Origin of the sequence: Paenibacillus sp. FSL H8-0048 (assembly GCF_038002825.1) — a bacterium.
In the GTDB taxonomy this organism is placed as follows: Bacteria; Bacillota; Bacilli; order Paenibacillales; family Paenibacillaceae; genus Paenibacillus_AQ.
Map to the genome: position 1 here is coordinate 2,001,917 of NZ_JBBODF010000001.1, position 21,223 is coordinate 2,023,139.

The window sequence follows — 21,223 nt, forward strand, 5'->3', positions numbered from 1 at the left end:
CTGACGGGGCCCATCGTTCACAACCGGTCCCCCACATACTTGTCGCGTCCCGCCCCCATACCCGCTGCGAACAGCAGCACACTGGCTAGAACAAGCAGCGCAAGCGGTACATTCCAGCTCCCCGCAGCATCATGCAGCAGCCCGAACAGCGCGGGGCCCATCGCGGCAAGCAGATACCCCGCCGATTGGGCCATGCCGGACAGCTCGCTGGCCTCCTGCGTAGTCCGGGTGCGCAGACTGAAGAACATCATCGCCAGACCAAAGGCGAAGCCCCCGGCAATTCCTATGCAGATAGCCCATAACGCCATTAGTGCAGTGCTGCCCAACCAGACGCCAAGGATGCCAGTGATAAACAGAACCGAAGTAATCACCACCGGCAGCCGCTGGCTCTTCATCCTTCCCACCCAGAGCGGCACAAAGAACGTGAACGGCAGCTGGGCCAGCTGCATCAGCGAGAGAATCCAGCCGGCATGGCTGGCAGACATCCCCCGCTCCCCGAGGATCACCGAGAACCAGGCGATCAGCACATAATAGAGCAGGGATTGCAGTCCCATGAACAGCGTAACCTGCCAGGCGAGCGGGGAGCGCCAGACCCGTGCCGCTGATGAGACTGCAGTGCCTGCCTGTCCTGCACCCAGACTCTTCAGCTGCGGAATCCAGAAGACCGTAGCCAGTGCAGCAATCATGAACCAGAGCGCCAGCGTCCCTCTCCACCCCAGCCCCGCACGGGTGGCCAAGGGAACACTCAGCCCCGAAGCAGCCGCCGCACATATGTTCATAGACACGGTATAGATTCCGGTCATCAGACCGATGCGGTGCGGGAATTTCCCCTTGATCAGTCCAGGCAGCAGCACATTACAGACGGCAATCGACAGACCGATCATCGCCGTACCTGCGAAGAAGGTTACCGTGCCTGAAGCCGAACGGACCAGAATTCCCATGGACAGCGTGAGCATGGCCAGCACCAGGATATTGGGCAGTCCCAGCTTGCGGGCAAGCCGGGGCGCGAACGGTGACAGCAGGGCAAAAGCCAGTAAAGGCAAAGTCGTAATCGCTCCCGCCAGCGTATTAGACAGCCCCAGATCATCCCGGATCATCTCCAGCAGAGGTCCGACGGAAGTGAACGGGGCACGCAGGGCAGCGGCCACACAGATGATTCCGGTGACAAGCATCCAGCGGCTGCGGATATCCGCAGCAGATGAGGACAAGGCCGGGCTTGTCCTCATGTTATTTTCACGGCCAGGCTTCATGTTGTACCTCCAGGGTCGCAGCAAAACACCTGTCAAGCCCGGAGCTTGTCAGGGAATAGCCGCTATATGTATTACGCCCTTCAACGAAGGCGCATTATTTCATTATATCATATCGCTTGCCGGAGCAGTCTCCCTGGTCCAGAAGAAAACCGCCGGTCAAGTGACCAGCGGCAGCAGAGCAGGTGAAACCGGATTACACCCAGAGGGATTTAGAGATGATTACGAGCAGGATGAACAGAACCAGGATTGCGCCAGTGGAAGTGAAAGCTCCGCCGTATCCTCCAACATTTTCGCCCATGTTAACTCCTCCTTTATGCCTGAATACTGTTAAAATATGTATAGATAATGTCCTTGGTATGGGTTAAACGGCAATCAATTCCGCAGTATATTTTAATTTTTACGATTCTCACCGTTGACAAAACATGTAACCCTCTTTAGTATCCTAAGCAGAAGGTTTAATTGAGAATCAATCTCAGTAACCAGATACATAACATATTACAGAAAAGAGTGAACAAGAGATGCTGCGTCGTTTTTTCTCCTATTACCGTCCGTATAAGAAGCTGTTTGTCCTTGATTTCACCTGTGCGGTGGGTGCGGGTCTGCTGGAGCTTGCTTTTCCGGTGGCTGTCAATAAATTCATTGATGACCTGCTGCCGGGCCAGAACTGGTCGCTGATTCTGATTGCCTGTGTCGCCCTCCTCGCCATCTACGCCTTGAACACGGCAATGAACTATATTGTCACCTATTGGGGGCATATGCTGGGGATCAATATTGAGACCGATATGCGCAAAAAAATGTTCAACCATATTCAAAAGCTCAGCTTCCGCTTCTTCGACAACAACAAAACCGGTCATCTGCTCGGCAGAATCACCAATGATCTCAACGATATCGGCGAAGTCGCGCATCACGGGCCGGAGGATGTATTCATTGCGGTCATGACGCTGGTCGGCGCATTTATACTGATGGCCGATATCAATCTCCAGCTGGCCGTAATCACGTTCATCATCGTGCCGGTTATGGCCTGGGTCATTATTTATTTTGGACGCAACATGACGGACACTTATCACCGCTTATTCGGCAACGTCGGGAATTTCAACGCCCGGATTGAGGATAATGTCGGCGGAATCCGCGTGGTCCAGTCTTTTGCCAATGAAGAATTTGAGAAAGAGCTGTTCGCTGTGGACAACCAGAAGTTCCGCGAGACCAAGCTGATGGCGTACAAGCTGATGGCCAAAAGCTTCTCGGTCAGCTATATGATGACCCGTCTGATTACTGTTGTGGTGATGGTCTGCGGGGCGTGGTTCTTCATCAAGGGAGAACTGGAAATCGGTGAATTTGTCGCTTTCATTCTGCTGTCTAATGTCTTCTTCCGGCCGATTGAGAAGATCAATGCAGTTATTGAGAGTTATCCGAAAGGAATTGCCGGATTTAAAAGATATCTGGAAGTCATCGACACTGAACCGGATATCGCTGACAAGCGGGATGCGGTAGAGGTGGCTTCGCTTCGCGGGGATATCTCCTTCAGCAATGTCAGCTTCGGGTATGAAGCAGACCGGACCGTGCTGAAGGAGATCAGTCTGAAGGTGAATGCCGGGGAGACCATCGCATTCGTTGGCCCTTCCGGTGCCGGGAAAACTACGATCTGCAGCTTGCTCCCCCGCTTCTACGATGTAACCGGCGGTGCAATCTCCATCGATGGAATCGATATCCGCGACATGAAGCTGAATTCGCTGCGCAAGCAGATCGGAATCGTGCAGCAGGATGTCTTCCTCTTCTCCGGCACCATCCGCGAGAATATTGCCTACGGCCGGCTGGATGCGGGGCTGGAGGACATCTGGCAGGCGGCCCGCCAGGCTCACCTGGAGGAGCTGATTAACAGCCTCCCGAACGGGATGGAGACTGTAATCGGCGAACGCGGCGTCAAGCTGTCGGGCGGACAGAAGCAGCGGCTGGCCATCGCCCGGATGTTCCTGAAGAATCCGCCGATTCTGATTCTGGATGAGGCGACCTCGGCGCTCGATACCGAGACCGAAGCAGCAATCCAGCAGTCGCTGGCCGACCTCTCCGTAGGCCGCACTACGCTCGTTATTGCCCACCGCCTGACAACGATCAAGAATGCCGACCGCATTATTGTAGTTAATGAGGACGGCATCTCCGAGGAAGGCCGCCACGAGGAGCTGGTGAACGCCGGTGGCACTTACAGCCGTCTCTATCAGGCGCAGTATAATAGTTAGGATTTCTATGTGATACTGGAGCGGACAACACTATTGGACTCAAAGAAACCTTCCGGAATGCGGCTTAAGCCGTACCGGAAGGTTTCTTTATTTAACAACAGCATGTGGTGCAATTAATATTCTCAAGGATCGCTGTCCTCTTGATCGGATTGTTCTATTGCCTTCCGTCAATCCATTCCTCAGCACGATCTGCCATGGCCTGGACCTCGTTCATGAACCATCCTGCATGATAGCCGTCACAGACTGCATGATGGACTTGCAACGACAGCGGCAGGGATATGGAATCACCTGTAGTCCTAAATTTTCCGGCTGTAATAATGGGCAGAAGGTAATTCCTGTTGTTGCTGATATTCAGGTTAAACCCGGTAAAGGATGCCCACGGAATCATAGATACAGAAAAGCTATGCTCAGGTATAGGTGTCTTGGGAAACAATCTCCCCGAATCCTTATAATTCTCCACATCAGAAACATAAGCATCATGGAACGCTGTGAAATCATTCGTACCTGCCGTCCAAATCGCCGAAAAGGATTCCGAGACACAGTCGGCAATTGTATACAGCGGGTCTACCTTGTCCCAATACCCTAATTCCCCCGCACTATTGTACCCTGTCCTGAACGCTGTATTGGAGTTAACCACACAGGTCAATAAGAATAGAAGGGCTGGATACAGCTTATATTCTTGTTGTTTTATTATTCGGTATAAAACGCTAATCTCGATTTCTGCTGTCAGGTTAAAGGTCGTACCCTGGTTCAGATAATGATTAAAGATCTCTTGTCTCTTCCAGTTATCTCTATCAATCAGATTAAAAATCATTGGCTATGCCTCCTAAATGTTTGTGTAAACTGAATTTAGGAGGCTGACTTATCTGCTTTCTTCATTAGAAGCCCATCCTTTAGAAAGAGTTCATACTATTGTATCATACATCACTATTTCAAAAAAACGCTGTCACCCCGGCCTTGTTGCCCAGTGTGACAGCGTTCGATACCCGGCTGCAATAGCAGCAGCTCCGGCTTATTTCTTGGCAATATGACATTTCAGCAGCTTGCCCTTAACCGTGGTCTCCTTCATCGTCTGGAGTACACGCGGTCCCTTACCGTTCAGAATATCGACGTAGGTCACGTTATCCTGAATTGTGATGATCCCGATGTCCTCAGCTGTAATCCCCTCAAGCTTCGCAATGGTGCCGACAAAGTCCACCGCGCGGAGCTTCTTTTTCTTGCCGCCATTGAAATACAGCTTCATGATATCCTGGTTCATGACCTCGGTTTTGCCCGCTTTGCGGACCTGCTGCTTGCCCAGCTTCTGGTCGAAGGCCGGTTTGGCATCGGCCACGGCATCGTCTGAAGGAGCCTTTATCACCGGCAGGCTGAAGCCGATATAGCCTTCGATTTCTCTGACCCATTTGTGTTCGTTCGGCGTCACGAAGGTGATCGCTTTGCCGCTTTTGCCTGCGCGCGCGGTGCGGCCGGTGCGGTGAACGTAGCTCTCTTTTTCCAACGGGATATCGTAGTTGATGACATGGGTGATGTTCTCGATATCAATGCCTCTGGCCGCAACGTCGGTGGCGATCAGATAACGGAACTGGCCGCGCTTGAAGGCATTCATCACCTCGAACCGCTCGTCCTGCTCCATGCCGCCGTGGATCTTGTCCACCGGGTAGTCGAGGTCGGCCATCCCGCGGAAGAGGGAATTCACCTGCTCCTGGGTCCGGCAAAAAATAATACAGCTATCCGGGTTCTCCACCATCAGCAGATCGCTGAGCAGCCCGAACTTGGCAGCTTGTACAACCTCAATCAGCGCATGTTCAATGGACGCAGTCGTCAAGCCGCTGGCCGCAATTTCAATATCCACGGGGTCCGTCATATACTTGCGGCACAGATTCTTGATCACTTCCGGCAGCGTCGCCGAGAACAGCATCGTTACACGTTCCTTGGGCAACTGCTTAATGATCTTCTCGATCTGCTCGATGAAGCCCATGCTGAGCATTTCGTCCGCTTCGTCAATGACCAGATACTGAATCCGGCTCAGGTTCAGCGTGCCACGCTCGATATGGTCAAAAACGCGGCCCGGTGTGCCTACGACCACATGCGTCTTCTGGGTCAGCTCCAGCTTCTGCGGGGCGAACGGCTGCTTGCCGAACAGCGCTACCGCCTTGATCCGCTTGAAGCGCCCGATGTTCGTTATATCCTCTCTCACCTGCTGGGCCAGCTCCCGGGTAGGAGTCAGCACGAGCGCCTGGGGTTTGTTCTCCGCCCAATCGGCCAGCTCGCAGAGCGGGATGGCGAAGGCTGCGGTTTTGCCGCTGCCGGTCTGGGACTTGACGATCAGATCCTGCGCCTTCAGCGCCACCGGAATAACCTTCCGCTGCACCTCTGTAGGGTCCGTGTACTTCAGAGCCTCCAGCGCGCGGATAATCTCCTCATCCAGACCATAATCACTAAATTTCACTTGTACTTCACTCATTGTGTACCCCCTTGATTCCATTCCTTATAGAATTGCTCCAGGAAATCCAGCATGAACTGATGCCGCTCCTCCGCAAGCTGCTTGCCGTACGCGGTGTTCATCAAATCCTTCAGCTTCAGCAGCTTCTCATAAAAATGATTGACCGCCGTCCCCTTGGAATAGTCCCGGTATTCCTCCTGCAGCGATTCGTCACGCGGAGGGATCGCCGGATCGTAGACCGGCCGGCCCTTGGCTCCCGAGAAGACCAGGGTACGCGTTATCCCGATCGCCCCCAGCGCATCCAGACGGTCCGCATCCTGGACAACCTGCCCTTCCAGCGTTGACATCGGTTCGCCCCCGCCGCCGCTGAAGGACATCGTGGCAATAATCTCCATAATATGCTTGCACGCTGCTTCATCCGGCAGATGTCCGTCCAGCCAGACACTCACCTTGAGCAGCCCTGCCTCCTTGGAGGGATTCAGCTTCTCATCTGCTACATCATGCAGCAGGGCGGCTATGGTACAGATCACCACATTGGCCCCTTCCATTCCGGCAATCAGGGCTGCGGTATTGCGCACCCGGCTCACATGAAACCAGTCATGTCCGGTGGTATCCTGGCCTAATTGCTCCTGCGCGAAATGCTCCGCTGCTGTGATCAGCTCTGTATCATTCATTATAATAGCTCCTCTGCGATCAAAAATGTTACGCTTGCGCCGCTGCTCCCCATCCGCTATAATGTGCTGTAATCCAGCCGGAAGGGATATGATTCATATGAACCGCTTGTCCATCATAACGAATCAGCTTCATCATCACAAGCAGCGTTAGCACACCTGAATTCATTCAGGGAGGGCTAGCGCATTTCGCGTTCGACCTCCCTGCGGCATAGATAAGCGCGCAGGACCACGGGGTCCGGCGCGTTTTTTATATTTTCACCGGAATTCACATCTAAAGGAGCTGTGCTGTATGCAAAATATTAAAGGAACCTATGATTACTTCGGCCGGGAACAGGCCATCCGCCAGAAGGTGCGCACTACGCTGCAGGAGCTGTTCGAGCTGTACGGCTTCGAGTCCATGGATACGACTATGCTGAATGAGCTGGAGCTGCTGACCTCCAAATACGCCGGGGGCGATGAGATTCTGCGCGAAATGTACCAGCTGGCCGATCAGGGCGGGCGCAGGCTGGGGCTGCGGTACGATCTGACGATTCCTTTTGCCAAGGTGATTGCTCTCAATCCGGGAATCGAATTCCCCTGCCGGCGGTATGAGATCGGCAAGGTGTTCCGGGATGGTCCGGTCAAAAAAGGCCGCCTGCGCGAGTTCCTGCAATGTGACGCCGATGTCGCCGGCATTGCCGGTCCGCAGGCGGAAGCAGAGCTGATGCAGCTTGCGGTGGAAGCCTTCCGCAGACTGGAAATTCCGGTGGTGCTGAAGTGGAACAACCGCCGCTTTCTCGGTGAGATTCTGGGTGCGGCCTTTGTACCGCAGCAGGAGCAGCTCTCGGTGATGCTCACACTCGACAAGCTGGCTAAGATCGGCAGCGGCGGGGTGCTGGCTGAGCTGACTGACAAGCAGCTAACCGCTCAGACGGTTACGCTGATCTCGGAGCTGCTGGAGCTGGCGAACCCGGGATTCGCGGAACTGGTAGAACGGTACAAGCTGGAAGGACAGCCGGGCACGCTTGAAGTGCTTGCCTTGCAGCAGCTGATGGATGCGGTTGGACTTGCGGATGTGTGCGTGTTCGATCCGTTTTTGTCACGCGGGCTGTCATTCTATACAGGGACTGTATACGAAATCTTCGATGCCACAGGCGGCTATTCGTCCAGTCTGGGCGGCGGAGGGAGGTATGATGCCATCATCGGCAAGCTGGTCGGGCGTGACGATATCGAATATCCTACCGTGGGGATCTCCTTCGGCATGGAATCGATCATGGCCCTGCTGGGCGGGCGCCCGGCAGAACCGGCGGAACGTTCCGGCGTGCTGATCGTTCCGATCGGCGGATATATGCCGCAGGCTCTCATCGCTGCAGCTAGCCTGCGGTCCGCCGGCATCCGGGCCACGGTGGACACCGGCACGCGCAGGCTCAAAAAAACGCTGGCCGCCGCTTCAGCCAGAGGCATCCGCTACGTGATTATGGTCGGAGAGAGCGAAGCCGCTCTCGGCAATCTCCGGCTGAAGGATATGGACCTGGGGAGCGAGAAACTGGTTACGGCGGCGGAGGCGGTTCAGTTGATTTCGATGGGCTGAATTCTATGAAACAGAAACCGGGAGTCCGCCAGATACTCCTTTAGATAGGCCAGTGCATAGGGCTGTTCCTCCCGCAAGCTGGGGAGTTCGTCAGGATTAGAGATGTGGTGGCTATAGTTCCCGATCATGATCATAATGAAGAAGCACTCCAGCTTCCGTTCGTAATCCGGCTCCAGCGCACGGATGCTGCTATAGCCCCCTATCAAGCTTCTGCGCTGTTCCGTGGACAGTTCCAGCAGAGCAGCTGCCAGATCATAGAGGTAGAAGCCATAGCCGCAGCGGCCAAAATCAATGGCACGCGGCTCTCCTTCAGCGAACACCACATTCCCGCCGTGGAGATCACCGTGAATCAGACCATAGTTGCTGTCATCCGGCAGCATGGCTTCGGCTTCATCCAAAATTCTAACAGCCGCAGCCTGATAGAGCTTCCACCAAGCTTCCGGGACCAGCGCCGAATGATGCTTCTCCAGCTTATCCCATTCCTTGCGGAAGCTGTCCGCTCCCCATGCCGGACGGGTGAACGCTGCAGAGGGGGCAAACTGTCCGCCCGCTTGATGCATCCCGGCCAGCATGACGCCTACAGCGTAGAGCTGCTCATCCGGCAGATCGCCCTCCGAATGCTTCCCTTCGACCCAACGCATCAGGGTAACATAGTTAAGCTGCTGCGCTTCACTGCCAGCTTCACTTCGAGTCTCCAGGATATAACTGCCGCTTGAATCCGGCAGCCCCACGGGGACAACCAGCTCCGCCGACTGACTGAGATGTCTGAGCCATTCCAGCTCCGACAGAATCTCCTCCCGGCTGCACCGTTCGCCATGAATCCGCAGCAGCAGCTGCTGCTTGTTTTCCGTCTCGATCTTGAACGTGATACTATCGGATTCCTTTACATATTCAATTTTTGTCCAATCTAATTCGTATGCCTTGAGCGCTTGGAGTACTATATTCCTTGTTGCTGCTTTTACTTTCATCTTTCTGTCTCCTCCTATGAATGTCTGCATTTATTATAGGGTCGGCGGAGGCGGGGGACATAGATAATAGACAGGTATAACCTGACTTTTGCACAAAAAAAGGCTGCTCCAAGAGTCATGACGCGACTTCTTAGAGCAGTCTCTGTATTACAGGTGGATCAGTTTGAGGCGATCATCATAAACTAGATTTCTGCTTTTACCATAAGCAGAAATGGCTACCTTCTGTGCCTTTAAGACCTCTACCCTCTCTGCTTGCTTCCATAGACAATCTTCTTGATGCTGTCGCCCGACAGGCAGAATTGCTCCGCCAGCTCAGTTACGCTTAGTCCGCTGGCATATTGCTCACGAATGGACTGGTTCCGGGCGCTTAAGTAGGATCTGCCGCCTGAACTCTCCCCCCACCGCTTGCGCTGTCCCTCGGGCTTCGGGATATAGAGCATCCCGCCCTGCATATATTTCTGAACCTCCTGCAGCAGCTGCTGCGGTAATACCAGGTCTGCATTTACATATTTCATATAGCTCCGCTCCTCTTAAGTTATTCAACTTATCAAGGCAGCAAAGTCTATAGAACAGAACCTTATCCGGCCAAACGTTGCAGCGGAGAATAGCTGTCCGCTCTACACAATAACCGCTGTCTGCTGATCCATAGACTTTGCGTAGAGCTGAGCATTAATCTTGTCATGATGCGTCCTCCTTCCAGTATCTAACATAGCTTATATTGACTATAGCATACCAGTATCCGGTCTTTCAAAAAAAGGGGCCCCGCCAGCGTCCGGCGGGGCCAAAAGTTATATTAAAGGGGGGTATGTGAGTACTATACCCCCTCAAGCTTAAAAATAGATGAAGCCCAGGTAAAGATCTGCTGAAACCGGCTTAGATTTTGAATTTCTCTACCAGCTGTTGCATCTCCTTAGCACTCTGCGTATTCTCGTCCGCCATTGTGGCTTCATGGAAGGTCTTCTCCACAATATCCGCCGTCTTCTCCGCGATATCCTGCACCCCGATGGCCCCCTCGTTCACGGTAGCCGCCACCTCATTGACAGCGATGGCGATGCTGGAGACGGTCTCGTTCAGGTGTTCAGCTGCCGCCTCGAACTGGTTCATCAGCCCGTTAATCGTGGAAGCATCATCATTATACTGCTGGCTGACCTCGGTCAGACGCTCATAATCGCCCAGCACATTGCGGTCGATGAAGCTCAGCACAGCCTCAGAGTGCCGGGTCATCTGCTCTACGGAGGCATAGACATTCCGCACAACCTCTTGAATGCCTGAAGCCGTCTCGGAGGACTTCTCGGCCAGCTTGCGGATCTCCCCGGCCACCACGGCGAAGCCCCGGCCCGCCTCACCTGCCCGCGCAGCTTCAATCGCTGCATTCAGGGCCAGCAGGTTGGTCTGGCTTGTAATGGAGAGAATCGTATCAGCCAATACATTGATCTCGTGGATCGCTCCTGACTGTTCAATGGCCTGCTGCATCTCACTGCGGACGGAGCTGTAGATCTGCTTCGCGTTCTCTGTAGACGTCACTGCATCATGCTGAAGCTCCAGGGCCCGCTGCGTAATTTGGCCCGATACTCCGGAGCCTTCTTTTACCTTAGCGCTGATCATTCTCACGTTGTTCAGGGTCTCATGGATGGCCGCTGTCATCTCTTCGGTAGAAGCTGCCGTCTCCTCCATCCCTGCGGACAGCTCTTCTGTCGTGGCTGAATTATCATGCGCATTCTCTCTGACCTCATTCGACAGCTTCTCCAGCGTCTCGGCATTGTCCAGCACCTTGGCGGAGATCGCAATCAGACTGCCCGCCATCTCACGCAGCGCCGCGCGGGTACGGAACATAGCCTTGGCGATGGTTCCTGTCTCGTCTTTATTTTTAGTCAAATATTCATATTGATTATCATACTTGAGATCCAGCTCCGCCGTGCGGTTCACCAGCTCCGTGAGCTTGATAATCGGTGAGGAGATCCGGGTAGCCACCGTAGTCCCGATCAACAGGGTAAGCAGCAGACTTCCCAGACCAAGCAGCAGGATGAAGTTGGTCATTTCGCTCACCGGCTGCAGCACCTCGTCCACATCTCCGGTCAGCACCAGGGTCCACTTCGTCTCGGGCAGCACGGTGAAGGCCGCTTTTTTCTTGGCCTCCTTGAAGGTGTATTCCACATTGCCGTCCGCAACGGCCTCCCCCGCCTTCACCCGGTCCACAACGGCTTTGATCGATTCGTTCTCGACCGGGAAGCCAATCTTCTTATGATCAGGGTGATACAGCGTATTCCCCGTCTCATCCACCAGATAGGCATAGGACGAAGGGGCGCCCGCTACCTTGGCATCCGCCAGATACGTAATCAGGCTATCCGCATTTACGGCCGAGCCGACGAACCCGATCATCTTGCCCCCGCTCATCACCGGATGGGCAAACACCAGGATGTAAGCCCCGGTGGATTTGGATTTCAGCGTCTCACTGATGGCCGGCTGGCCGGTCTTCAAGACATTCTTCGTATAATTTCTGTCGCTGAAGTTGGCGCCGACCAGCTTAGTATCGCTGTCCGCTACCGCCGTTCCCTTCAGATCGACCACAAACATATGCTCCAGATTGCCTGCATCCTTCACCTGGCTCTGAAGCTTAACATTGATCTGGCCCCGCAGTGTTTCCTCCACTGAGCCGCCGTTAGCAGCCTGAAGCAGCAGCTCCGCGATCTCACTCTCCCCCGCTACCAGCTGGATGTTCCGCTTCTCCTTGTCGATCATTGCGCCGATGGTCTGCGCTTTGTTGGTGTTAGCCTGTTCCATGGAAGATTCGGTCAGGTTCATGATGGTGGCTGTGGATTTGGTGTACGTAAAAATCCCCATTAATGCTGTAGAAATAAGTGTAACGACAATCATCATAACCGATAGCTTCATACGAATCTTCATGATTTTCTTCTTCCTTCCGCCCTTTTCTAATCCGCTAGCTTCTAATCAGCCAAAATGCTAACTTTATTACAATAATTATCGGATTTTCCTCGAAAATAATGAATATTCCTTGTAGTATTTTCAGAAATATTATCGAATTTTGTCGAATCGTAACCTATTATATTTATCTTAGTAAAAACATATTGTATTCGTTTTTCTGTGAAAAAACGTCTGGCACAACCTGTGATAAACGCACGGCCATAGTGACACACACAGTCCAATTGTGACCGGTTTTTCGATTACATTTGGTCTATGCGCCTTCGCAGCCAACGGGTACCTGCTTATCCACGACACGCACAAATCATAATTTACCAAATAGCAAAGAACCGCCCTCCTCAACAACCGCATACAGCGGTTGAATTAGGAGAAGCGGGTTCGCATTCCATATATGAAGTTGGTCTTCTACTAAGTGCCCGGGCTGTCCGGCGAAGCTGAGGCGCCAGTCGGCACTGCTACCGGCCGGGCTTGCTGCTGCCGCCGTCTCACCCTGCTGCGGATGAACATGCCGGAGCAGGCAGCCAGAATCTGCTGGAACAGCATACCGGAGATCACGGGCAGTGCCACAGCGGGCGGGAAGTAGCGCACAGCCAGCACTGCGCCTGCACTGAGATTACGCATGCCGGAGTTGAACTGTACGGCCACGGAGCTCTCATGGTCATAATGCAGGCGGCGCGAAACGAATGCTCCAATAACGTAACCGAGCGCGACCGTAACGAAGGTAACCGCGATAATAAGGATGAGCTTGCCATCCGGATGCTTCAGATACCGGGCGATGCTGGCCCCATTGATCGAGACCACGGTGAACAAGCCCACCTTGACAAACGGGGCCAGCGGCGGACCGCATACCGTGCTGATCTTGCCTTTGCTGAATTGATTCAGCAGCATTCCTGCTACAGAAGGCAGTACCACCATCCACAGCAGGCCCCGCATCATCTCACCGGCGTCCATCTGTACGCTCGCCCCCATCAGGACATACAGCGTAGCCGGTACAATCAATGGAGATAATAGCGTATCGATCAAGATCAGCGCCAGCGTAAGCGCGATATTCCCGCCATGCATGGATACCCAGACTACACTGACCACTCCGGTCGGAATAGCGAAGAGCAGCACATACCCTGTAACGGTATAAGGATCACCCGGGAAAAACAGCATCGCAGCCACCCACCCGATCAGCGGCATCACAACGTGCAGGATAACCAGCAGAAGAATCAGCTTCTGCGGCTTGACCAGCACGGCTAGCAGATCCCGGAAATTCGATTTCAGACTGCCGATCAGTGTCATACCGGCGAAGATCCAAGGCACCAGCCACGTTAACGGAAGCAGAGACACCTCATTGAGCACGCCAACTACGATGGCTGCGGGTGTTAGCAGCGGCATAATCCGCTCCAGCACACGGTTGGATGATATTAATCCGTGTCTTACTGCACCAAGCATGGTTCTCATCCCTTCATGTAAACTTTGCCATCATACACCGCTGACTGTCTCTGCTGCCAGATCCGGTAAAGGAGCTATACTCCTTGGGGGAACAAGGCGTCCAGCGCCGGGCAAGGCCGTTTCTCCAGATAGTCTGACAGAGGTGCAGGCATATTACTGTACAAGTCCTTCAGTGACGTTCCATTATAGATATTGCCGATAATAACCGGGTGGCACAGCTCGGAGATCAGAATGTCGCCGTTACCGTGCAGATGAAGCTGCTTCATGCCTTCAATGCAATGCGGGAAATAGACGCCCGGCTGCTCCTCGAAGCCCATTGCATCCATGAACCGGTCCATACAGGTGAAGTAGAGAGTGGTGTCCTCCGGCTTCCGTGCAATCAGCTCATTGACGGCATTCTTCAGCTGCTCGCGGGCGGCAATCGCCTTCCAGCCGGTATGTCCCATGATAATACTATTCTGGATTTCATGCGTTCTTACGCCCATGGAATAGACATGCTCGCTGATTTCCTGCATATGATCCTGAGTCTCATTGAACAGCAGTGTCTCCAGCACGACATTCACGTTTGTTTTGGCGAACATAGTGATGTTCTCTCTGATTTTGTGATAGACGCTGGTGTGAATGTTGTAATACCGCGAGAAGCCCTCAGCCGTGGTGAAATTGAAAGAGATATGAATCGTCGTCAGACCTGCGTCCACCAGCTGCCCGATCCGCTGCTCATTCAGCAGACTGCCGTTCGAATTGAGCTGGGTCTGAATGCCGCGCGAAGAGCAGTAGGCCACAATCTCCACACAATCCTGGAACTTCAGCGTAACCTCTCCGCCCGACAGACGCACACGCTTCAGATTAGGCAGCTCCTCCAAAATGCGGATGACCTCCTTGCCGTCAAGAGTCTGGCCGTCATTTCTATTATAAGCGCAGCAGTAATCACAGCGGAAATTGCAGTTCGAGGTTACGCCGACTTCCAGCCCTTCCAGCTCATACGTCATCGGCTTATCCAGTTCCAGTGCTTTGTATTTCGTACTCATCTTCTATAGTCCTCCTTGGATGCTGATTGTTCCTGTTCAAAGGTCAACTATAGAATTATACAGGTTTGCCCGTGAGGTTAATGTGACATTTGATATTTGATCTTTGCAAAAAGACTGCTGCACGGTTATAGGCTCACCATACAGCAGTCTTCATTAAGATAGATGTACCTGCTACAGCTCGATAGCTTCTCCCATCCGGTTCAGCACCGGCTGGCCGATGATTCCCAGACGCCAGACCGCAATTCCCTTAAGGCCGTAACGCTTAGCCAGACCGATCTTGGCATTGACAGAGGCTTCGTTCTCACTGTAGACCGAGATCCCAAGAATCAGCTTCTCCTTGCTGACCTGATCAAGCGCCAGCCGGATGCTCTCATCGACCTTCTTCATCGGCTCCGGCCCGGTCTCTCCTTCATAGGCGTAAGCCATGATAACCAGATCGTCCGCAAGTTTCCCCAGCGTCTTGTAATCATAGCCCTTGTAGGAGCTGTTCAGCGGATGCAGAATGACAGTCAGCTTGAGGCTGGCGGCGCGGGCGGCGGTGGAGAGATTTTTGACAAAAGCGTTATATTGGCTCTGCACCAGCGCCTTATCCCCCGTCAGTCCCAAGCCTTCAAGATCGAGTCCGATGCCCTTGAAGCCCTTCTGTGAGGCCAAATCGACAATACTGGCGATCGTCTGCTGCTGTAGCTGCGCGTCCTCCAGATTCTTGCTCAGCTCCAGTGACGAGTCACTGGAATAGATCATCAGGTAGGGAGCGGTCCCTCCCGCCGCCGCATTCTGCACAATCGATTCCGGCGTAACCTCGCCAGCCGCCTCCGGCCACCAGAAATCCTTGCCCGTGGTGGTGAACTGGCCGTTCTTGTCAATCCGCGCCCAGCCAAAAGCAACCGCATCGAAGCTTGGAATCAGCGAGACCTCACTGTAAGCCTTCTGTGCGTAGAAGCCCAAGGTATACATATCCCGCTTCGGGGAAGTTATGAATACGGTCTTGGATGCCTGATTCCAGGAGGCTGCCGCCCCGAACTGCTGGCTGAAGAATTTGAGCGGAAGCATCGTCGTTCCGCGGATATCCTGCGGCGCTGCCGCAAGCTTCACTACGGTCCCGTTCACGACGGCATTTTTGCTGCCGAGGGTCAGGACGACTACAGTTGGAGCAGATCCAGCTGCGTCCTTCCGGGTGGCTGTGATCTTGCGGGCCTTCTGATTCCATTCCACCTGAATTCCCAGGGCTTCAGAGATGGCGCGGAAGGGCACCATGGTCGTTCCGTTCATCATCACCGGCTCTACCGGAAACGGCAGAGGATAGCCATCCAGCATGATGCTGACGCCCGCAGGCGCAGCATGGACCGTACTTGCCGGAAGTGCCGAGAGGCTGCCGAGTGAGATCGCTGCGCATAATACGATTTTAGCCAAATGCTTCATATCAGTAAGTTCCCCATTCTATTAGATAGATTGTGAATCTCTCAACCTTACATCCCCTACTATTCTAGCAAACTAGATAAATATAGCAAATGAAGGTATTTCGAACTTCCACACCCTTAAAAGGGTGGGATTCTTAGCTAGTTAGTGGGTGCATACGTTTCCGCTTTACCCTACTGCTAAGTTAAGGGCGAGTTCATTCACCCATCCTAGATCAGAGCGTATAGCTATCTAGGCTGGCAGACTATTACCATCTGCCACAGGTTGACGCATGATGTTGATGGCACCGACCCGATCTCGATGTGCTATATAACCGCAGTCGCACTGATACGTTCGATCCTTTGCTTTGTTCCGCTCTCCACAAGAGGGACAGGTTTGCGATGTGTAAGCCGGATTCACTTCAACCACTTGGATTCCAGCGAGTGTCGCCTTATACCCGATGAACATTTGCAACTGATAGAACGACCAATGATGCAGATTTCTAGCGTTTTTACGACTTGTTCTTGTCGTCTTACGGATATTCGTCAGTTTCTCCAGCTTGATGACAGACACCTTTTCTTGAATCGCCATATTCACGATCTGGCGGCTGATTTTGTGATTCTGATCTTTCATAAAACGACTTTCCTTGTCGTTCTGTTTACGGATCGCTGATAACTTTTTAAGCTTTCCTAATTTGCGGCGATAGGCACTGTACTTACGGCGAACAAACTTGTTTTTACGTCCATTTCCGCAAAACTTTGTCTTGCCGCTAGAGGTTACGACAACAGCAGGAACTTTCAAGCCTAAATCAATCCCCATCACTTCATGACCCTCGGCTGGCTTAGTGGGGCGTTCGATTGAAATTTGAACAAACCATTTCGCTGATTTTTGAACCACGCGCAGAAGTCCAAGCTTCCCGTTCACAAACATGCCTCGCTCCCGGTCCGAAAGAAGCGCAGGAACCACAAGACGTTGTGCTTTTCCTTCCAGGATCACCGGAAAAGAAATGTGGTTGCCCCAGATCGTATAATTTTGATTGTTCACGTAGTACACCCTCTTTTGGAGAAGAGGTCGCTTCTTCGTTTTCTTGAACCGCTGAAATAGGCTTTTGGCGTCTCGAATCACTTGATTCTTTACGGCAGAGGGTAGATTGGCATGGACGGTTTTTGAAGTTAGCTTCGGGAACGTTCCAGACCTTTCGGCTTGCTCCGTTAGTTGGTTGACGGTACAAATGTATTCGTTGCCCATATCCACCAATACAGACGGATGGGTTGGGAAAATGCGGATTTGAATCGTTACGGTTTGCAGGGTCTCACCCCCTTGTTTTTTGTTCTTCAACATATCGTTTGAACGTTTCGCTTGAAACGTTCCCTGCCGTACTGACAAAGTAGGCACGCGTCCAGGCTCCATAACGATTTGCTTAAACTGAATCTCCACTTGATGGACTAGCACTTTACGTCTGTACCTCTATAGGATTGTCCCTTACCTAGATTGTAGCAGTTAAATGATTAACTGCTACAAAAAGATGCGATCATTTTTTTCAACATAAGGATGTCCCTTAAACAAAGACGATTCATCCCCCCCCTAAAGGAGTGGGCTTTCTCGACCAATTTGTATAACCATTGCAGATTCACCCGTCCGGGGTTCCCCTTACACCTACATAAATACGCTCAAAAAGACACCAACCGCCCGTTCAGCGTCCACCTCTACAGCCACTTCGATGAATTCGCCTTCTTTGGGCTGTGCCCGCAAATCTGCTACGACCATACCGGAGGTGAACGCCCCCTGATGCTCTACACGGACCTTCATCCGGCGGCAGGTTACCAGATCCGGCTGCAAGGCAGCCATCAGGGCCAGCGGATCATGCAGCGGAGCGCTGTTAATCAGATAGTTCGCCTCACGGTAGAATTTAAAATAATACGCCAGCGACTCTTCCATGAAGTCAATGACCGCCCTATTCTCTTCCCGTCCATGCCGCTTCAGCAGCTCCACATGCTCAGATGTAATCCGCGTCTGAAGAGTCACATCCAGCCCGATCATCATTACAGGCAGCCCTGAAGTGAACACACGGTCAGCCGCTTCCGGGTCGCCCCACAGATTGGCCTCGGCTACCGGTGTAACATTACCCGGCTTAAAGACCGTTCCGCCCATGACCACTACCTTCTTCAGCTTGGAGGTCAGCTGCGGGTCCAGATCCAGCGCCAGCGACAGGTTCGTCAGCCGCCCAAGCGTTACCAGCACCAGCTCTCCCGGATTCGTATCCGCCATCCGCACGATGAACTCCGCTGCCGTCTCTTGAACCGGCACCTGCCGGGAGGGCGGCAGCTGAACGCCGCCGATGCCATTCTCCCCGTGAACATGGGTGGAGAAGCCGGTTAGCTCGCGCACCAGCGCCCGGGAAGCTCCCAGCGCTACCGGGATTTCATAGCCCGGAGCCGCAAGCTCAAGCAGCCGCAGCGTATTATCTGCCGCCTGCTGCACATCAATGTTACCGAACACCGTCGTAATCCCCTCAACCACTACCCCCGGCGCCCGGAGCGCATACAATATGGCCAGAGCGTCGTCTATTCCTGTGTCACAATCGATGATGATTCTAGTTGTGCTGTTACTCATCTCTATCTCTCCACTCCCTATATTTACTCTGCTCTCTCAGCTTATTCGCACTGCTCATCTTAACATGGGGTTATCTTCGGCTCAATATAGTCTCCACAAAATAAAGAATCCGCCAGCCTCATCAGGCGACGGATTCTCCATTAAGGATTGTCAAGTTGTAAATAGGGCTTGACACATTAATTTTTCACGTAGGCGGCCGCAGCCTTCACGAACCGCTCCAGTGCTTCAGCCAGCACGGAGCGCGGGCAGGCGAGATTGATCCGCAGATGGCCTTGGCCTTCCGGTCCGAAGACGGAGCCTTCGTTGAACGCCACCTTAGCCTCACGGTACATCATCTGCTTGAGCCCGTCTGAATCCAGGCCGAGGGCGCGGCAGTCGATCCACAGCAGATAGGTGGCTTCCGGCTGCATCGGCTTCACCTGCGGAAGATGCTCGGCCAGATAGGAGATGGCGTAGTCAGCATTGCCGTTAATGTGCAGGATCAGCTCATCCAGCCATTCTTCCCCTTCGTTATATGCCGCTTCCACAGCCTCCGGCGAGAAGAATGCTGACATGTGCAGGCTAAGCGTCTTAATTTTATAGTCAAACTTCCGTTTTAGCTCGGGGCTGGAAGTGACAATATACGAGGTCTGAAGACCCGGCAGATTGAAGGTCTTGGTAGCCGCCAGTGTGGTCAGTGTAATGTCAGACAGCTCCGGGGACAGGGAGGCGAACGGAATATGCTTATGTCCGGGCATGATCATATCGCAATGAATCTCATCCGAGATAACCGTAACCCCGTACCGCAGGCATAGCTCGCCTAGACGCAGCAATTCCTCCCGTTCCCATACTCTGCCGCCCGGATTATGCGGACTACACAGGAGCAGCAGCTTCGCGCCTCCGGCCATCAGCTCTTCCAGCTGGGCGTAGTCCATGACATAACGTCCTGCTTCCAGCTTCAGCGGATTCACTGCCACCTTGCGGTCATTCATCCGGATCACATCATAGAAAGGATAGTAGACCGGCGATTGCACAATCACCTGATCCCCCGGCTGGCTGAACAGCTCCACAGACAGGCTGAGTGAGGTTACAATCCCCGGAGAATCCGAGATCCACTCCTCCTGAATCTCCCAGTCATGGCGTCTGCGGTACCAGCCGGCAATTGCTGCTTTGTAGGAGTCGCCCGTTACGCTATAGCCGTATATTCCAGCCTGCACGCGGCGCAGAATCGCTTCCTGCACCGCAGGAGGGCTCTCGAAGTCCATATCTGCTACCCACAGCGGAAGAATCTCCTTGTCTCCGAACAGCTTCTCGGACTGGTCCCATTTGTAGGAACGGGTATTGCGGCGGTCAATGACACGGTTAAAATCATACTTCAACTAAAATCACCCATCCTTTCTGCTTGTCCGTACATTGTACCACGGGCAGAGATATCCGGCATCCTGATCCCATCCGCCAGCCTGCTTCAGCTTCCCTTGCGCAGCCGCTCCAGAGACTGGCTTAGCCGGACCTCCTCCAGCGGCTTCAGCACATAATCCACAATGTCCTGGTCGAAGGCCCACAGGGCATGCTGCTTCGTCTCTGTGACCACCACAATCTGTATATCCGGCAGCTTTTTCTTCACCAGCTCGGCTACAACGACTCCTTGGTGGCCGGGCAGCTGAAGATCCAGAAACAGCACGTCGGGCTGCAGCAGAACAATCCGGTCCACAACATTCTCGGGATAAGCAGACATACCGATCACATTTACCATGCCTGTATGCTGAAGCATCGATGACAGCTTATAGAGATCCTTCTGATTCACATCCAGCAAATAGGCCTTAATCACCCGGGCTCCTCCTCCTTCCATAGGGATGAATTACGATCATCAAGCAGCTTATTTTAAAAAAAGTGCTGTCCCCGCGTTTGCCAAGAAACGCCTGAGGACAGCCATAGTCGGTATTATATTGCAGCCTCAAGTGTAAGCTGCTTCTGGTAATGCTTTTAGTTGAAGGAAGCTGGCAGCAGGCTGCGCAGATCCTCCATATTCACAATCAAATGAATGTTACTCATCGTCCGCAGGGAACCGGAGATGATACCCGCCAGCTCGCCGTGCGTATCGAGCAGAGGACCGCCGGACATTCCGCTTGCCACCTGGGCCGAGGTTAGAATCCGGCTTCGGCCGTTAATGTCGGCTGCCGGAGTGTTGACTATCCCCTCCGTGATGATCGCTGTATTCTTGAGCGGATAGCCCAGGGCATACACCGCTTCACCATGTCTCAGCTTGTCCTCCCGCAGCGGCAGATAAGCATAGGCATTATCCTTTTGCTTCATCGCAGCAGGACTTGGCAGCTCAAGGATGGCCACATCCTTCAGCTCGTCAGACTTCGTGACTTTAATTGGACTAATCACTGTTCCATCCGCCATGACTCCTTCAATGCGCTGTGCGTTTTTGACCACATGATACGCTGTTGCTGCGGTACCGGCCGGAGACAGGATCACTCCTGTTCCGGTGGAGCTTGCAGTACCGTCGCTTTTCAGCACACGCAGATAAAAGATCGCCTTACCCGCTATTCCATAGCTTTGTTCAGCATTGTACGTCTCAGGTGTATCCGCACTGGTGGTGCCCGAATAGAAGAGTATCGCCGAGATTAATGAGAGGACCAGGCTTACGGCAAGCAGCTTTGTTTTCATCCGCCGAGCTCCTTCA

19 protein-coding genes and 1 pseudogene are annotated in these 21,223 nt (G+C 53.2%); 2 read left to right on the top strand and 18 right to left on the bottom strand.

Features of this window, described 5'->3' with window-relative positions:
• Positions 1-17 precede the first annotated feature (17 nt).
• Entirely contained in the window at positions 18-1,226 is a 1,209-nt protein-coding gene (locus NSU18_RS08775) for a CynX/NimT family MFS transporter (protein WP_341148803.1), read from the bottom strand.
• Positions 1,227-1,443: 217 nt separating this feature from the next.
• Complete coding sequence (locus NSU18_RS08780; RefSeq protein WP_341020399.1) at positions 1,444-1,548, bottom strand: YjcZ family sporulation protein; 105 nt, start codon at positions 1,546-1,548, stop codon at positions 1,444-1,446.
• Positions 1,549-1,768: 220 nt separating this feature from the next.
• Between NSU18_RS08780 and NSU18_RS08785 the strand changes: the two genes are divergently transcribed.
• Positions 1,769-3,484 (top strand): ABC transporter ATP-binding protein, encoded by a 1,716-nt coding sequence (locus NSU18_RS08785; RefSeq protein WP_341148804.1) that lies wholly within the window; start codon positions 1,769-1,771, stop codon positions 3,482-3,484.
• A gap of 154 nt (positions 3,485-3,638) precedes the next feature.
• On the opposite strand, the gene catA is transcribed toward NSU18_RS08785, so the two are convergent.
• The 4 genes from catA to NSU18_RS08805 all read right to left on the bottom strand — a co-directional run bounded on the left by catA (position 3,639) and on the right by NSU18_RS08805 (position 6,767).
• Positions 3,639-4,298 (bottom strand): type A chloramphenicol O-acetyltransferase, encoded by a 660-nt coding sequence (gene catA / locus NSU18_RS08790; protein WP_341020397.1) that lies wholly within the window; start codon positions 4,296-4,298, stop codon positions 3,639-3,641.
• 198 nt (positions 4,299-4,496) lie between these two features.
• Positions 4,497-5,948, bottom strand: a complete 1,452-nt coding sequence (locus NSU18_RS08795; RefSeq protein WP_341020396.1) for a DEAD/DEAH box helicase — start codon at positions 5,946-5,948, stop codon at positions 4,497-4,499.
• A complete protein-coding gene (locus tag NSU18_RS08800) occupies positions 5,945-6,601 on the bottom strand; it encodes an HD domain-containing protein (RefSeq protein WP_341020394.1) in 657 nt (218 codons plus the stop codon). Before NSU18_RS08800 ends, NSU18_RS08795 begins: the two co-directional genes overlap by 4 nt.
• A 28-nt stretch (positions 6,602-6,629) precedes the next feature.
• Positions 6,630-6,767: a hypothetical protein gene (locus NSU18_RS08805; RefSeq protein WP_341020392.1), complete on the bottom strand. Its 138-nt coding sequence runs from the start codon at positions 6,765-6,767 to the stop codon at positions 6,630-6,632.
• A 123-nt stretch (positions 6,768-6,890) separates the two neighbouring features.
• Here NSU18_RS08805 and NSU18_RS08810 point away from each other — a divergent pair, with 123 nt between their 5' ends.
• On the top strand, positions 6,891-8,171 hold the full coding sequence (locus NSU18_RS08810; protein WP_341148805.1) for a histidine--tRNA ligase: 1,281 nt from the start codon (positions 6,891-6,893) through the stop codon (positions 8,169-8,171).
• Here NSU18_RS08810 and NSU18_RS08815 read toward each other — a convergent pair.
• The 12 genes and pseudogenes from NSU18_RS08815 to NSU18_RS08870 form a co-directional block, all read right to left on the bottom strand.
• On the bottom strand, positions 8,150-9,139 hold the full coding sequence (locus NSU18_RS08815; RefSeq protein ID WP_341020388.1) for a phosphotransferase enzyme family protein: 990 nt from the start codon (positions 9,137-9,139) through the stop codon (positions 8,150-8,152). The genes NSU18_RS08810 and NSU18_RS08815 overlap by 22 nt on opposite strands.
• A 239-nt stretch (positions 9,140-9,378) precedes the next feature.
• A complete protein-coding gene (locus NSU18_RS08820; RefSeq protein WP_341020386.1) occupies positions 9,379-9,654 on the bottom strand; it encodes a CD3324 family protein in 276 nt (91 codons plus the stop codon).
• A 358-nt stretch (positions 9,655-10,012) separates the two neighbouring features.
• Positions 10,013-12,043 (bottom strand): methyl-accepting chemotaxis protein, encoded by a 2,031-nt coding sequence (locus tag NSU18_RS08825; RefSeq protein ID WP_341020384.1) that lies wholly within the window; start codon positions 12,041-12,043, stop codon positions 10,013-10,015.
• A 444-nt stretch (positions 12,044-12,487) separates the two neighbouring features.
• Positions 12,488-13,525, bottom strand: a complete 1,038-nt coding sequence (locus tag NSU18_RS08830; protein WP_341020382.1) for a bile acid:sodium symporter family protein — start codon at positions 13,523-13,525, stop codon at positions 12,488-12,490.
• A gap of 65 nt (positions 13,526-13,590) precedes the next feature.
• Positions 13,591-14,544 (bottom strand): radical SAM protein, encoded by a 954-nt coding sequence (locus NSU18_RS08835; protein WP_341020381.1) that lies wholly within the window; start codon positions 14,542-14,544, stop codon positions 13,591-13,593.
• A 171-nt stretch (positions 14,545-14,715) separates the two neighbouring features.
• Entirely contained in the window at positions 14,716-15,966 is a 1,251-nt protein-coding gene (locus tag NSU18_RS08840) for a stalk domain-containing protein (protein WP_341148806.1), read from the bottom strand.
• Positions 15,967-16,194: 228 nt separating this feature from the next.
• On the bottom strand, positions 16,195-17,283 hold the full coding sequence (locus tag NSU18_RS08845; protein WP_341151011.1) for an RNA-guided endonuclease InsQ/TnpB family protein: 1,089 nt from the start codon (positions 17,281-17,283) through the stop codon (positions 16,195-16,197).
• A pseudogene (locus NSU18_RS08850) lies at positions 17,255-17,344 on the bottom strand (transposase); the annotation flags it as partial. The gene NSU18_RS08845 and the pseudogene NSU18_RS08850, both read right to left, overlap by 29 nt.
• Before the next feature lie 254 nt (positions 17,345-17,598).
• Positions 17,599-18,555, bottom strand: a complete 957-nt coding sequence (locus NSU18_RS08855) for a nucleoside hydrolase (RefSeq protein WP_341148807.1) — start codon at positions 18,553-18,555, stop codon at positions 17,599-17,601.
• Positions 18,556-18,731: 176 nt separating this feature from the next.
• Entirely contained in the window at positions 18,732-19,913 is a 1,182-nt protein-coding gene (locus NSU18_RS08860) for a MalY/PatB family protein (RefSeq protein WP_341148808.1), read from the bottom strand.
• An 86-nt stretch (positions 19,914-19,999) separates the two neighbouring features.
• Positions 20,000-20,362, bottom strand: coding sequence for a LytR/AlgR family response regulator transcription factor (locus NSU18_RS08865; protein WP_341020376.1), 363 nt, complete (start codon positions 20,360-20,362; stop codon positions 20,000-20,002).
• A 155-nt stretch (positions 20,363-20,517) separates the two neighbouring features.
• Positions 20,518-21,207: a S1 family peptidase gene (locus NSU18_RS08870; RefSeq protein WP_341020374.1), complete on the bottom strand. Its 690-nt coding sequence runs from the start codon at positions 21,205-21,207 to the stop codon at positions 20,518-20,520.
• Positions 21,208-21,223 lie beyond the last annotated feature (16 nt).

Coding starts and splice junctions, on each gene's coding strand:
- NSU18_RS08775 (WP_341148803.1), bottom strand. CDS start 1,226: ATGAGGACAAGCCCGGCCTTGTCCTCATCTGCTGCGGATATCCGCAGC.
- NSU18_RS08780 (WP_341020399.1), bottom strand. CDS start 1,548: ATGGGCGAAAATGTTGGAGGATACGGCGGAGCTTTCACTTCCACTGGC.
- NSU18_RS08785 (WP_341148804.1), top strand. CDS start 1,769: ATGCTGCGTCGTTTTTTCTCCTATTACCGTCCGTATAAGAAGCTGTTT.
- catA (WP_341020397.1), bottom strand. CDS start 4,298: ATGATTTTTAATCTGATTGATAGAGATAACTGGAAGAGACAAGAGATC.
- NSU18_RS08795 (WP_341020396.1), bottom strand. CDS start 5,948: ATGAGTGAAGTACAAGTGAAATTTAGTGATTATGGTCTGGATGAGGAG.
- NSU18_RS08800 (WP_341020394.1), bottom strand. CDS start 6,601: ATGAATGATACAGAGCTGATCACAGCAGCGGAGCATTTCGCGCAGGAG.
- NSU18_RS08805 (WP_341020392.1), bottom strand. CDS start 6,767: ATGAATTCAGGTGTGCTAACGCTGCTTGTGATGATGAAGCTGATTCGT.
- NSU18_RS08810 (WP_341148805.1), top strand. CDS start 6,891: ATGCAAAATATTAAAGGAACCTATGATTACTTCGGCCGGGAACAGGCC.
- NSU18_RS08815 (WP_341020388.1), bottom strand. CDS start 9,139: ATGAAAGTAAAAGCAGCAACAAGGAATATAGTACTCCAAGCGCTCAAG.
- NSU18_RS08820 (WP_341020386.1), bottom strand. CDS start 9,654: ATGAAATATGTAAATGCAGACCTGGTATTACCGCAGCAGCTGCTGCAG.
- NSU18_RS08825 (WP_341020384.1), bottom strand. CDS start 12,043: ATGAAGATTCGTATGAAGCTATCGGTTATGATGATTGTCGTTACACTT.
- NSU18_RS08830 (WP_341020382.1), bottom strand. CDS start 13,525: ATGAGAACCATGCTTGGTGCAGTAAGACACGGATTAATATCATCCAAC.
- NSU18_RS08835 (WP_341020381.1), bottom strand. CDS start 14,544: ATGAGTACGAAATACAAAGCACTGGAACTGGATAAGCCGATGACGTAT.
- NSU18_RS08840 (WP_341148806.1), bottom strand. CDS start 15,966: ATGAAGCATTTGGCTAAAATCGTATTATGCGCAGCGATCTCACTCGGC.
- NSU18_RS08845 (WP_341151011.1), bottom strand. CDS start 17,283: ATGTTGAAGAACAAAAAACAAGGGGGTGAGACCCTGCAAACCGTAACG.
- NSU18_RS08855 (WP_341148807.1), bottom strand. CDS start 18,555: ATGAGTAACAGCACAACTAGAATCATCATCGATTGTGACACAGGAATA.
- NSU18_RS08870 (WP_341020374.1), bottom strand. CDS start 21,207: ATGAAAACAAAGCTGCTTGCCGTAAGCCTGGTCCTCTCATTAATCTCG.